Below are 11,873 nucleotides of genomic sequence, written 5' to 3'. Positions count from 1 at the left end.
GGACCGGCGCCGGTGCGGCCCGGGGCCCGGCCTCAGGCCCGTACGATCAGCCGCGCCGCGGCCGCCCGCGCCGCCTCCAGCGCCGGGCGACGGTCGCGGCCCTCCTCCGGGCCGAGCACCACCCGGGTGCTCAACCCGTCGAGCAGCGCCAGGAGTTCGGAGGCGCGCTCGGTCACCTCCGTCGCGTCCAGCGGGGCGAAGCGGGACTGGGCCACCCCCGTGGCGACGAGGGCCTCCAGGTCCTCCTGCCAGCCGTTGTCCAGCTCCTGCTGGGCCTCGCGCAGCGAGGCGTTGGCCGGGGTGCGGGCCCACAGTTCGATCCACAGCGTCCAGCGCGGATCGCGCGGGCCGTGCGGCAGGTACAGCCGCAGGAAGAGGTCCAGCTTGCGCTCCGCCGCGAGCCGGCGGCCGAGGAGCGCGCGGCGTTCCTCGGCCAGGGCCGCCTCGCTCCAGCGCAGGGCGGCGAGCAGCAGCAGGTCCTTGCTGCCGAAGTAGTACAGGATGTGGCCGCCGCTCGTGCCGAGCCGCTCCGCGAGGGCGGACATGGTCAGGGTCGCCAGGCCGTTCTCGGCGATGGCCGCCATGGCCTCCTCGAGCATCCGCTCCTGCGTGACGTGCCCGTCCCGCCGTCGTGCCGCCCCTGCCACCCGTACCGCCTTCGTCGCCGTCACCCGTCGTCCCCGCCGTCAGGTCACGACTCTAACCGCAGCTTCCCAGGGGTCTTGACGGGGCGGCCTCGTCTCGCACATCTTGAATGCCGTTCTAACTTCTAGAACGGCATTCAAGATCTGGGGAGTGACATGGCGCAACCGACGAGAGTGGCCGACACCGGCCGCGACGAGGTCTTCCAGGTCGAGGAGCACGGCATCGACCCGATCCCGGACGCCGAGCGGCACGGCAGCGCCAAGGACCTGTTCTGGCTCTGGTTCGGCTCCAACCTGACCTTCACCTACGTGATCAACGGCGCCCTCGCCGTCGCCTTCGGGCTGTCGTTCTGGCAGGCGACCGCCGTCGTCGTCGTCGGTGGGCTCGCCTTCTTCGCCATCAGCGCCGCCGGGCTCAGCGGCATCCGAACGGGCACCGCCACCCTCGTCATCTCGCGCGCCGCCTTCGGGGTGCGCGGCAACTGGCCCGCCGGGCTGCTCAACTGGGTCGTCAGCATCGGCTACACCATCGTCAACACGGTCGTCGGCACCCTCGCCCTCGAAGCGTTCCTCGCCGACCTCGGCTGGAGCGGCGGCCATGCCGCCCGCGCACTCGCCCTGACCGTCACCCTCGCGATGACCTTCGCCGTCGCCCTCTGGGGTCACGCCACCGTCCAGTTCGCCGAACGCTGGATGGCGTACGTCCTCGCCGTCGGTTTCGCCGCCCTGCTCGTCCTCGTCCTGCCCGGTGCCGACACCACCGCCCCCGCCCAGGGTCCCGGCGCCGCCGGCTGGAGCCTCGCCTTCGTCGTCATGCTCGCGGGCCCCTTCTCCTACCTCCCGATGCCCGCCGACTACACCCGCTACCTGCCCCGCACCACCTCCCTCAGGTCCCTCACCTGGAGCGGCGCCCTCGGCGGCTTCCTCTCGTCCGTGGCGCTCGGCGTCGCCGGCGTGGCCGCCGCGACCCAGACCGACATGACGGACGCGGTCGCCGGCGCCGAAGGTCTGCTCCCGGGCTGGTTCCAGCCCCTCTTCCTCGCCCTGGTCCTCGGCGGCTCGGTCACCAACTCGATCATCACGCTCTACTCCTCCAGCCTGAACCTCCAGGTCCTCGGCATCCCCTGGAGCCGCGCCCGCGCCATCGTCATCAGCGCCGCCGTCACGGCCCTCGGCTCCCTCGGCGCCCTCTTCCTCACCGACTTCACCACCTCCCTCCTCTCCTTCCTCTCTCTGCTGATCATCGTGTTCGCCCCCTGGGGCGGTGTCTTCCTCGCGGACATGGTGCTGCGCCGCTGCTCCTACGACGGCGACGCGCTGCACACCGCCGAACGCGGCGCCTACTGGTACCGGGGCGGCTGGCATCCGGCCGGCGCGACCGCCCTCCTCGCCGGGATGCTCTTCGCCGCCCTCACCTGCGACTCCGAACTCTGGACGGGCCCGCTGGTCGCGCCCCTCGGAGGTGCCGACCTCACCCTGCTCGGCGCGGTCGTCTCGGCCCTCGTCTACGTCCTCCTCGCCCGCCGCCGCGTCATCCCCTTCCGGCCCTGACCCCGCCCGGTCCCGGCATCCCGCCCGGTCCCGGCATCCTCCGTACGTCCGCCCCGACCTCGTCCGCACACCACCACCCGAACGTGGAGTCCAGCCCCATGCACCACACCACCCCCGCCGACCTCGTCCTCACCCGCGCCCGCATCCACACCGTCGACCCCTCCCTCCCGGAGGCCGAGGCACTCGCCGTCCGGGACGGGCGGATCGTCTGGCTCGGCGCCGAGGCCGACGCCGTGCGGTGGACCGGTCCGGACACGGAGGTGATCGACGCGGGTGGCAGGCTCGTCCTGCCGGGGTTCATCGACGCCCACAACCACGTACGCCTCGGCTCCGACGACGCCTGTGTCCAGCTGGCCGGAGCCCGCACGCTGGACGCCGTGCACGCCCGTATACGGGCGTGGCGGGCGAGCCACCCCGACGCCGAGTGGATCGAGGCCGAGGCCTTCGACTACTCGGCCGTCCCCGACGGCCGCATGCCCACCGCCGCCGACCTCGACCCCGTCACCGGCGACACCCCCGCACTCGTCCTCAGTTACGACGTGCACACCGCCTGGCTCAACACCGCGGCCCTGCGCCGGCTCGGCGTGCACCGGGGCCGGACGAGCCTGCCCTTCGGGGAGGCCGCCACCGACCCCGTCACCGGCGAACCGACCGGCTTCGTCAAGGACTTCGCCGTCAAGGGGCTCTCCCGCGAGGGACACCGCGCGCTGCGCGAACTGGGCGTGCCGTGGGCGGCCCCCGACCGGCAGTACGGCCGGCTCGCGAGGAGCCTCGACGACGCCATCGGGTTCGGCATCACCACCGTCGTCGAGCCCCAGAACTCCCTCGACGACCTGGCCCTCTTCGAGCGCGCCCGGGCGGAGGGCCGGCTCCGCTCCCGTATCGTGGCCGCGCTGTTCCACCCCCGCGGCACCACCGAGGCGGACCTCGACGCGTTCGACGCCGCCGCACGGAAGTTCGCCGACGACCGGCTGCGCGTCGGTCCGCTCAAGCTGTACATCGACGACGTCGTCGAGCCCCGTACCGCCGCGCTCCTGGAGCCGTACGCGGGCTGCGGCCACCATCGGGGGGACACCTTCTATCCGGCGGACGAGTTCGCCGGCCTGCTCACGCGCCTCGACGCGCGGGGCTTCCAGTGCTTCGTCCACGCCACCGGCGACCGGGGCATCCGCACGGTCCTCGACGCCGTCGAGCAGGCCCGCAGCGCCAACGGCCCGCGCGACGCCCGGCACCAGGTCGTCCACGTCGAATGCCTCGACCCGGCGGATACGCCGCGCTTCGCCGAACTCGGCGTCGTGGCCTGCATGCAGCCCCGGCACGCCGCCCCCGACATCGCGGGCCCCGGCCAGGACTGGGCGGAGAACATCGGCCCCGACCGCTGGCACAAGGCGTGGCCGCTGCGGAGCCTGCACGCCGCGGGAGCCGTCCTCGCCCTCTCCAGCGACTGGAACGTCGCGGAGATGGACCCCATGGTCGGCATCTACTCGGCCGTCACCCGGCGACCGCTCGGCGGCGGGGAGCCCTGGACGCCCGGCGAGACGATCGACGTCGCCACCGCCGTCGAGGGCTACACGATGGGCTCGGCGTACGCCAACTTCCTCGAGGACGAGCGGGGTTCGCTCACCGTCGGCAAGCTGGCCGACTTCGTCGTGCTGTCCCGCGACATCCTCCGCATCGCACCGGAGGAGATCCCGGGCACGGTCGCCGAGACCGTGGTGGTGGGCGGCGAGATCGTCGCCGGCCGGGAGCGAGAGCGGCAGGACACCTCGTAGGCTCGGCTCATGAAGATCACCGTGCGGCCGGCTGCGGAGGGTGACCTCTCCGCACTGCTGCGGCTCTACAGCGAGTTGAACCCGGACGACCCGCCGCTGCCCCAGGCGTCCGTGGACGCCGTCTGGGCAGCCATCTCACACCAGCAGGGGCGGACGGTCCTGGTGGCCGATGCGGGCGGCGCGGTCGCGGGAACGGCGGACTGCATCGTCGTGCCGAACCTCACGCGGGGCGGCCGCGCCCTCCTGTTCGTGGAGAACGTCGTCGTGGCCGGAGCCTTCCGACGGAGCGGGGTCGGCCGCCGGCTGATGGAGGAGTCCGTCCGCCTGGGCGAGGCAGCCGGCTGCTACAAGGTCCAACTCCTGGCGGCGGACGACGCGTACGTCCACACCTTCTACGAGGCGTGCGGTTTCGAGGCCCTGGCACAGGGCTTCCGCCGCTACGTCCCGTAGCGACCCCGCCGCGGCAGCGAGCGACCCGTGTCCGGGTGGTCAGTCGGGAGGGACCACCCGGACAGAGGACGCCGTCGGTCAGAGCCGGTCGAGGATCCTCCGCAGTTCGGCGATCTCGGCCGACTGGGTCCGCACCACGTCGTCGGCCAGCTTGAGCGCCGCCTTGTCGCGGCCCTCGCGCTGTTCCGTCCTGGCCATCAGGACCGCCCCGTCGTGGTGGGCGATCATCAGCTCCGCGAAGGTCCGGTCGAAGGCCCTGCCCCGGACGGCCGCCAGTTCCCTCATGTCCTGCTCGGACATCATGCCGGCCATGCCGTGTCCCGTGTGACCGGCCGACTCGGGCCTTCCCCAGCTCGCGAGCCAGGTCCGCATGGTCCGGATCTCGGGGTCCTGCGCCTGCTCGATCGCGGCGACGAGCCGACGGACGGCGGGGTCCTCGGCCCGGCCGTCGGCGAGCCGCGCCATGTCGAGCGCCTGCTGGTGGTGCGGGATCATCCCCTGCGCGAACGTGACGTCCGCGTCGTTGAATGCGCCGGTGGCGTTCGCCCGGCCCGGGGTGCCGGACGGGCTCGCCGGGGCGGATGCCCGGTGGTCCGACCCGCCGGGGTGGCCGCTGCCGGAACCGGTGCCGGAACCGCAGGCGGTGAGCAGGAGCCCGGCGGCTACGGCGGCGCCGGCCACCACGAGCCGATGGGTGGAGTTCTTGTCGAAGGCACGCATCTGTGACACACCTCTGTGCTGTCTGTACGGCGTGCGCGAACGCGCGCACGCGCGGAAGGCGGACGGGTCCACGGGTCGGCGGGCAGCACGAGGCGCCCGCGGCGACGGGACCGCCCTAGATCCGCAGGACGGACAGTCGGGAGAGGTCGGGAGGCCGGCGCGGGGGCGCGTTCGGCCCGAGAACGGGCGTCAGCCCGGTGAGGAGCCGGGCGAGCCAGTCGGGGCGCCGTGCGAGTGCCGCCCGGACGAGGCCGGCGAGCAGCCAGACGACGAGCACGGCCACGCAGAGCGAGGACATGTCCATCGCCATGCCGGAGTCGTGCGACGACGAGGGCGACGAGGAGGCCGGGGCGGACCACGAGGCGGAGGCCGAGACCGGGCCGCTCTCCGCGGCTCCGTGGCCGGACGCCGCGAGGAGGGGATCCCGGTCAGGTGCCCGGTGGCCGGCGGCGCCCGTGTGGGTCATGGCCCCGGACTCCGTACCGCTGCCGGACGAGCCCTCGGGGTGGCCCACCCCGTGCATCACGAAGACGCCGAGCGCGAGCACCACGACGAGCAGCAGGTGCGCCAGGGCGCATCCCGCCCGACCGCTGCTGCGTTCCACTCGTCTCGTGTGCACGGCTCGGACCTCCTGCCCGGAGCCTACCGAGTGCGTCGAGTTCCCTCGCGCCGTGGGTGGTTCACGGCGGGCCGAACGGCGTACACGCGGTGGCCGGAGCCGGCGGCCGTCTTCGGTCCTCGTTCCCGGCCCCGGCCTTCCGGCCGCGTCAGTCGAGCTGCTCGCCGGACATCGCCGCGGCCATCCGCAGGTGCGGCCTGGCCTCGGCGGCCCGGCCCTGGCGCTCCAGCGTGCGGCCGAGCATGAGGCGGGCGTAGTGCTCCACCGGGTCCCGGTCCAGGACGGCGCGGAGCTCGGTCTCGGCGCGGGAGAGCTGGGCGGAGTGGTAGTAGGCGCGGGCCAGCAGCAGCCGCTGGGCGGTCTGCTCGGGGTGCTCGGCGACCAGGCCCCGCAGGATCCGGGCGGCCGTCAGGTACTCCTTCGTCCCGAAGAACATACGGGCGCGGTCCCAGCGCTCGGCGGCCGTACCGAACTCGTAGTACGTGTCGCTCACTTCGTCTCCTTCGCAGCGTTCGTGCCTCCCGCCCCGGAGGGCGTCACCTCCGACAACACCGCAGGGTGATTGAACATTCCACTACCTGTCCCGGTCGCCGCGCGTCCGTTTTGCGGGCGGGAACCCTCGCATGGACGTGCGCACGCATGCGGCGCCGTCCCCACCCGCGGTACGCGAGGGACGGCGCCGCCGGCGCAGGCGGGCCATCGCCCGCAAGGGTGGCGGGGTGGCGCCCTATCGCGTGCGGCCGCGGGGCTTGAGCGGGGTCGCGGGCAGGGACGGCGCGTCCAGCGGGTCGCCGTCGTACCCCTTCACCTCGCCGAAACGCGTGCCGGACATCCAGTCCTCGCGGGCCTGCTCGATCTCCTCCTGGGTGCGGCCGACGAAGTTCCACCACATGATCAGCTCCTCCTCGAACGGCTCGCCGCCGAGCAGCATGACCGCCGCGTCCGACGTGGCGCGCAGCGGCAGTTCGCTCCGGCCGCAGCCGAGGTAGAGCATCGAGCCCGGCAGTACGGGGACGCCGTCGACGTGCACCTCGCCGGACATCGACAGGACGCCGTACTCGAAGTCGGGCACCAGGGGGAGCCGCGTCTCGGTGCCGGCCGCGAGGGCGAGGTCGGCGCCGACGAGCGGTGTGTACGTCGTGCCCGGCGAGGCCGACCCGTCGACGTCGCCCAGGATCACGGTGGCCGTGAGGCCGGGGGCGGTGACCGTGGGCAGTTCGGCGTGGTGCTCGAAGTGCGGCTCCACGTGGCGGTGCGCGTCCGGCAGGGCCACCCACAGCTGCGCGCCGTGCAGCAGTCGGGCGTGCTTCCTGGGGCTCTCCTCGGAATGGGAGATCGCCCGGCCGGACGTCATCAGGCCCAGCTCGCGCGGCCGGATGGTCTGCAGGCTGCCGGTGCTGTCGCGGTGGAGCACCTCGCCGTCGTGGAGCCAGCTGACGGTCTGCAGTCCCATGTGCGGGTGCGGCGGGACCTGCATCCCCGGCTCGTCCGCGATGTCGTCGGGGCCGTAGTGGTCCACGAAGGCCCAGGCGCCGATCATGCGGCGGCCGAGGTTCGGCAGGAGGCGGCGGACTTCGGTCGACCCGCCGAGCTGAACACGACGGGGGCTCAGGAGCTCGCGGACGGGCTCGGCGACGACGAAGCCGCGGCCACCGCAGACGCTCGGCACTGCCTGACGGTCAAGGTTGCTCATGCGGCACAACCTAGCTCGGGCGCGGGGCGGTCAGCAGCAATACCCGTGCCGCGGTCCGGTGTCTTTGCGAAGGCGAGGCAGGGGGGTGGCCCCGCCCCATCAGGTCATCAGCTTAATGAAAGACATGAGAAAAGGCGTGTCGGAGTCATTGACCCCGGCCGGGGGAGCCGGGCAAGGTGCCGGAGAACGCTCTTGCGTACCTTGCCGTTCCCCCCAACTCCCTTTCCAAGGAGCCCACTTCATGCCTTCCCTCGGCATACCCGTGGCGGCGGCACCGCCCCCTGGACGACGCACCGCGCCAAGCCGCGGCGCCGTGGCCCTCGCGGTCGTCGGCGCCCTCGTCGTCACGCTGCTCGCACTGCTTCCCACCCCCGCCGCTCAGGCGGCGCCGGTCCTGCTCTCCCAGGGCAGGTCCGTCACCGTCTCCAGCCAGGAGAACGGCGGCACCCCCGCGGCCGCCGCGGTCGACGGCGACGCCGGCACGCGCTGGTCCAGCGCCTTCTCCGACCCCCAGTGGATCCAGATCGACCTCGGCTCCACCGCCGCCGTCGAGCGCGTCGACCTGCGCTGGGAGGCCGCGTACGCGAAGGCCTACCGCATCGAGTTCTCCACCGACGGCACCACCTGGACGACCGCCCACTCCACGACCACCGGCGCCGGCGGCAACGAGAGCGTCGCGGTCACCGGGAACGCCCGGCACGTCCGGCTCACCGGCACCACCCGCGCCACCGTGTACGGCTACTCGCTCTGGGAGTTCCAGGTGTACGGCACCTCCGGCGGTGGCCCCACGCTGCCCGGTGGCGGGGATCTCGGTCCCAACGTCCACGTCTTCGACCCTTCGACCCCGAACATCCAGGGCACGTTGGACCGGATCTTCCGGGAGCAGGAGTCGGCGCAGTTCGGCAGTGGCCGGCACGCGCTCCTGTTCAAGCCGGGCACGTACGGCGATCTCAATGCGCAGATCGGTTTCTACACGCAGATCGCCGGTCTGGGTCTGCGTCCGGGTGACACCGTCATCAATGGTGATGTGACGGTCGATGCGGGCTGGTTCAACGGCAATGCGACGCAGAACTTCTGGCGTGGTGCGGAGGGTCTGACTCTCAATCCGGTCAGTGGTACGAACCGGTGGGCGGTCTCGCAGGCGTCCTCGTTCCGGCGGATGCACGTCAAGGGCGGGCTGAATCTGGCGCCGAACGGGTACGGCTGGGCCAGCGGCGGCTACATCGCCGATTCCAAGGTCGACGGCCAGGTCGGCAACTACTCGCAGCAGCAGTGGTACACCCGGGACAGCACGATCGGCGGCTGGTCCAACAGTGTCTGGAACCAGACGTTCTCGGGCGTCGAGGGCGCCCCTGCCACCGGTTTCCCGGAGCCGCGCTACACCACGCTGGACACCACCCCGGTCTCCCGCGAGAAGCCCTTCCTCTACCTCGACGGCAACGAGTACAAGGTCTTCGCGCCGGCCAAGCGGGTGAACGCGCGCGGCACCACCTGGGCCAACGGCACCCCGCAGGGCGAGTCGATCCCGCTGAGCCGGTTCTACGTGGTCAAGCCCGGCGCCACCGCCGCCACGATCAACCAGGCGCTGGCCCAGGGCCTGCACCTGCTGTTCACCCCGGGTGTCTACCACGTCGACCGGACCATCGACGTCGACCGGGCGAACACCATCGTCCTCGGCCTCGGCCTGGCCACCATCATCCCGGACAACGGTGTCACCGCGATGAGGGTCGCGGACGTCGACGGCGTGCGGCTCGCCGGCTTCCTCGTGGACGCCGGGCCGGTCAACTCCCCGACCCTGCTGGAGATCGGCCCGGCCGACGCCGCCGCCGACCACTCCGCCAACCCCACCACCGTGCAGGACGTCTACGTCCGCATCGGCGGAGCCGGCCCCGGCAAGGCCACCACCAGCATGGTCGTCAACAACGACGACACCATCATCGACCACACCTGGGTATGGCGCGCCGACCACGGCGAGGGCGTCGGCTGGGAGACCAACCGAGCCGACTACGGCGTCCGCGTCAACGGCGACGACGTCCTGGCCACCGGCCTGTTCGTCGAGCACTTCAACAAGTACGACGTCGAATGGTACGGCGAGCGCGGCAAGACGATCTTCTACCAGAACGAGAAGGCCTACGACGCCCCCGACCAGGCCGCCATCCAGAACGGCTCGACCAGGGGCTACGCGGCCTACCGGGTCGACGACTCCGTTGACACCCACGAGGGCTGGGGCCTGGGCAGCTACTGCTACTACAACGTGGACCCGACCATCCGTCAGGCCCACGGTTTCAAGGCACCGGTGAAACCGGGAGTGAAGTTCCACAGCCTGCTCGTCGTCTCGCTCAGCGGCAACGGCCAGTACGACCACGTCATCAACGACACCGGCGCACCCACCTCGGGCACCTCGACGGTCCCGTCCACGGTGGTCTCGTTCCCCTGACCCGACGGCCGGGGCGCGGTCCCGGCCCCCACTCCTCCATCCGCCTCCGGCCCCTCGGGCCGGAGGCCCTTTCCTTGCTCACGGCCGGAAAGTCGTGGTCGGAGCGCCCCGCGTTCAGTTCCTGAAGCCCCGCACCTCTTAATTTAGGATGTGAGTTAAAGCCCAAGTGAAGGGCGCGTCCGGAGTGCGACAGAGGTATGTTGCCTGTAGGGACTGACGACGAGGGGGCGCGGTGACAGTGCGCAGTGGCCGTACGGTGCGTGACCTGCGGCGGGAGAACCGCACCGCGGTGTTGCAACGGTTGTACTTCGACGGGCCGCTGAGCCGCTTCTCGCTGGGGCCGGTCACGGGACTGAGCTCCGGTTCGGTGAGCAACGTGGTGGCCGAACTGGTCGCCGAGGGACTGGTGGAGGAGGCCGGCAGCGTCGACTCCGCCGGCGGGCGACCGCGCACGCTCCTGCGGATCCGTCCGGACAGCGGCTACATGATCGGCGTGGACGTCGGCGAGACCAGGGTCCGGATCGAACTCTTCGACCTCGCCCTCACGGAACTCGCCCGTGTGGAGCGCCCCCTCGCGCCCGAAGGGCCGCGGCGTACCGACCGGTTCGACGTGGGCGTCGTCGTCGGGCACCTGCGCGAGGGCATCGCCGAGGTCCTCGACCGGGCCGGCATCGCGGCCGAGCGGCTCCTCGGCGTCGGCGTCGGCGTCCCGGGCATCGTCGCCGGGACACCCGAGGACGGCGCCGTGGTGCACGGCCAGACCATCGGCTGGGACGCCGTGCCGCTGGAGCGTCTGCTCCGCGAGTCGGTGCGGCTGCCGGCGAGCGTGCCGTACTACATCGACAACGGGGCCAAGACGCTCGGGCAGGCCGAGATGTGGTTCGGCGCCGGACGGGGCGCCGACAGCGCCGTCGTCGTGCTGTTCGGCTCGGGTGTCGGCGCCTGCGTCGTCACCGACGACATGGGGCCCGGCCGCGCCGTCGAGTGGGGGCATCTGACCGTACGCGTACGAGGCCGCCGCTGCCGCTGTGGAGCCCAGGGCTGCCTGGAGGCCTACGCGGGGGCGGAGGCGCTCCTGGAGCGCTGGGCGGAGGCCGGCGGCGAGCCGCCCGCCGGGGCCGCGGAGGAGACCGCGCTGACCGCGATGCTCGCCGCCGCGTACCCGTCCCCGGCCCCCGACGGCACCGTTTCCGAGCCCGACGCCACGGCCCTGGCCGTCCTGGAGGAGACCGCGGAGTACCTCGGCGCCGGCTTCGCGGACCTGATCAACCTCTTCCAGCCCGAGCGGATCCTCGTCGGCGGCTGGGCGGGCCTCCAGCTCGGCTCCCGCTTCCTGGACTCCGTCCGCGCCTACGCCACGTCCTACGCCCTCGCCTATCCGGCCGCGCGCGTCCGGATCGAGCTCGGCACCCTCGGACCGGACGCCGTCACCGTCGGCGCCGCGATCCTGCCGCTCGCCGACTTCTTCGGGCGCGGCGGGCGTCCGGCGGAGGCCGACCCGCAGGAGCCGGTGCCGGCCTGGCGGACCACCCTCCAGGAGCGGGCCGTGCACTGAGCCCCGCGGGCCGGGCCGCGGGTGACGGGCGGGCGAACAGCGGGTGAACCGGCGGCGGGGGACCGGCGGGCCGGCCACGGTGGCGGGTGACGGCCGGGACCTGATCCCGCGCCGGTATCCCGTCCCGGGCCGCTCGTAGGGGAAGCGTCAAGACCGGACCGCGCGACGTATGGGAGGCGTCAACGACCGCGGCGACCTGCGGGAGAGGGGGGTTTTCTCGTCTTGTCCGAGAAAACCGTCCTTCACTCAGGAGCCCACGATGGCCGATCTGGCCTTCGTCGTCACCACGCTCGCGGTCTTCGCGCTGGTGGCCGTCATCGCCAAGGGGGTGGCGAAGCTGTGACCCCCGAGAACATCGTCGGCCTGATCGTCGCCGCCGCCCTGCTGGGATATCTCGTCCTCGCCCTCGTCAAGCCGGAGAGGTTCTGAGCA

General features: G+C 72.4%; 12 protein-coding genes. 7 read left to right on the top strand and 5 right to left on the bottom strand.

The window, feature by feature from the left end; translation table 11 throughout:
- Window positions 1-32: 32 nt before the first annotated feature.
- Window positions 33-647, bottom strand: coding sequence for a TetR/AcrR family transcriptional regulator (locus ACGFZF_RS16040; protein WP_393554918.1), 615 nt, complete (start codon window positions 645-647; stop codon window positions 33-35).
- Window positions 648-800: 153 nt separating this feature from the next.
- Here ACGFZF_RS16040 and ACGFZF_RS16035 point away from each other — a divergent pair, with 153 nt between their 5' ends.
- The 3 genes from ACGFZF_RS16035 (at window position 801) to ACGFZF_RS16025 (ending at window position 4,417) form a co-directional block, all read left to right on the top strand.
- Window positions 801-2,195 (top strand): purine-cytosine permease family protein, encoded by a 1,395-nt coding sequence (locus tag ACGFZF_RS16035; RefSeq protein ID WP_393554447.1) that lies wholly within the window; start codon window positions 801-803, stop codon window positions 2,193-2,195.
- Between the two features lie 98 nt (window positions 2,196-2,293).
- Window positions 2,294-3,967, top strand: coding sequence for an amidohydrolase (locus ACGFZF_RS16030; RefSeq protein WP_393554445.1), 1,674 nt, complete (start codon window positions 2,294-2,296; stop codon window positions 3,965-3,967).
- A gap of 9 nt (window positions 3,968-3,976) precedes the next feature.
- On the top strand, window positions 3,977-4,417 hold the full coding sequence (locus ACGFZF_RS16025) for a GNAT family N-acetyltransferase (protein WP_393554443.1): 441 nt from the start codon (window positions 3,977-3,979) through the stop codon (window positions 4,415-4,417).
- Window positions 4,418-4,495: 78 nt separating this feature from the next.
- Here the strand turns inward: ACGFZF_RS16025 and ACGFZF_RS16020 are convergent, their stop codons facing one another.
- The 4 genes from ACGFZF_RS16020 to ACGFZF_RS16005 form a co-directional block, all read right to left on the bottom strand.
- The gene (locus ACGFZF_RS16020; protein ID WP_393554441.1) at window positions 4,496-5,137 is read right to left on the bottom strand and encodes a DUF305 domain-containing protein; all 642 of its coding nucleotides are present in this window, start codon (window positions 5,135-5,137) and stop codon (window positions 4,496-4,498) included.
- 115 nt (window positions 5,138-5,252) lie between these two features.
- Window positions 5,253-5,756 (bottom strand): hypothetical protein, encoded by a 504-nt coding sequence (locus ACGFZF_RS16015; RefSeq protein WP_393554439.1) that lies wholly within the window; start codon window positions 5,754-5,756, stop codon window positions 5,253-5,255.
- A 148-nt stretch (window positions 5,757-5,904) separates the two neighbouring features.
- Window positions 5,905-6,249: a tetratricopeptide repeat protein gene (locus tag ACGFZF_RS16010; protein WP_356780556.1), complete on the bottom strand. Its 345-nt coding sequence runs from the start codon at window positions 6,247-6,249 to the stop codon at window positions 5,905-5,907.
- A 234-nt stretch (window positions 6,250-6,483) separates the two neighbouring features.
- On the bottom strand, window positions 6,484-7,449 hold the full coding sequence (locus tag ACGFZF_RS16005) for a pirin family protein (protein WP_393554437.1): 966 nt from the start codon (window positions 7,447-7,449) through the stop codon (window positions 6,484-6,486).
- Between the two features lie 241 nt (window positions 7,450-7,690).
- Here ACGFZF_RS16005 and ACGFZF_RS16000 point away from each other — a divergent pair, with 241 nt between their 5' ends.
- The 4 genes from ACGFZF_RS16000 (at window position 7,691) to kdpF (ending at window position 11,870) form a co-directional block, all read left to right on the top strand.
- On the top strand, window positions 7,691-9,886 hold the full coding sequence (locus ACGFZF_RS16000; RefSeq protein WP_393554435.1) for a discoidin domain-containing protein: 2,196 nt from the start codon (window positions 7,691-7,693) through the stop codon (window positions 9,884-9,886).
- 232 nt (window positions 9,887-10,118) lie between these two features.
- The gene (locus tag ACGFZF_RS15995) at window positions 10,119-11,441 is read left to right on the top strand and encodes an ROK family protein (RefSeq protein WP_393554433.1); all 1,323 of its coding nucleotides are present in this window, start codon (window positions 10,119-10,121) and stop codon (window positions 11,439-11,441) included.
- A 169-nt stretch (window positions 11,442-11,610) separates the two neighbouring features.
- A complete protein-coding gene (locus tag ACGFZF_RS15990; RefSeq protein ID WP_393554431.1) occupies window positions 11,611-11,784 on the top strand; it encodes a hypothetical protein in 174 nt (57 codons plus the stop codon).
- Window positions 11,781-11,870 carry a K(+)-transporting ATPase subunit F gene (kdpF, locus tag ACGFZF_RS15985; RefSeq protein ID WP_356606524.1) on the top strand — a complete coding sequence of 30 codons (90 nt, stop codon included), beginning with the start codon at window positions 11,781-11,783 and terminating at the stop codon, window positions 11,868-11,870. Before ACGFZF_RS15990 ends, kdpF begins: the two co-directional genes overlap by 4 nt.
- Window positions 11,871-11,873: the final 3 nt, after the last annotated feature.

Source organism: Streptomyces sp. NPDC048338 (assembly GCF_043201055.1).
GTDB lineage: Bacteria > Actinomycetota > Actinomycetes > Streptomycetales > Streptomycetaceae > Streptomyces.
This window is presented reverse-complemented; position numbering and strand designations above follow the sequence as displayed.

What these genes read in the sequence shown, in the direction of transcription:
- ACGFZF_RS16035 (WP_393554447.1), top strand. Translation starts at nt 801, where the DNA reads ATGGCGCAACCGACGAGAGTGGCCGACACCGGCCGCGACGAGGTCTTC.
- ACGFZF_RS16030 (WP_393554445.1), top strand. Translation starts at nt 2,294, where the DNA reads ATGCACCACACCACCCCCGCCGACCTCGTCCTCACCCGCGCCCGCATC.
- ACGFZF_RS16025 (WP_393554443.1), top strand. Translation starts at nt 3,977, where the DNA reads ATGAAGATCACCGTGCGGCCGGCTGCGGAGGGTGACCTCTCCGCACTG.
- ACGFZF_RS16020 (WP_393554441.1), bottom strand. Translation starts at nt 5,137, where the DNA reads ATGCGTGCCTTCGACAAGAACTCCACCCATCGGCTCGTGGTGGCCGGC.
- ACGFZF_RS16005 (WP_393554437.1), bottom strand. Translation starts at nt 7,449, where the DNA reads ATGAGCAACCTTGACCGTCAGGCAGTGCCGAGCGTCTGCGGTGGCCGC.
- ACGFZF_RS16000 (WP_393554435.1), top strand. Translation starts at nt 7,691, where the DNA reads ATGCCTTCCCTCGGCATACCCGTGGCGGCGGCACCGCCCCCTGGACGA.
- ACGFZF_RS15990 (WP_393554431.1), top strand. Translation starts at nt 11,611, where the DNA reads ATGGGAGGCGTCAACGACCGCGGCGACCTGCGGGAGAGGGGGGTTTTC.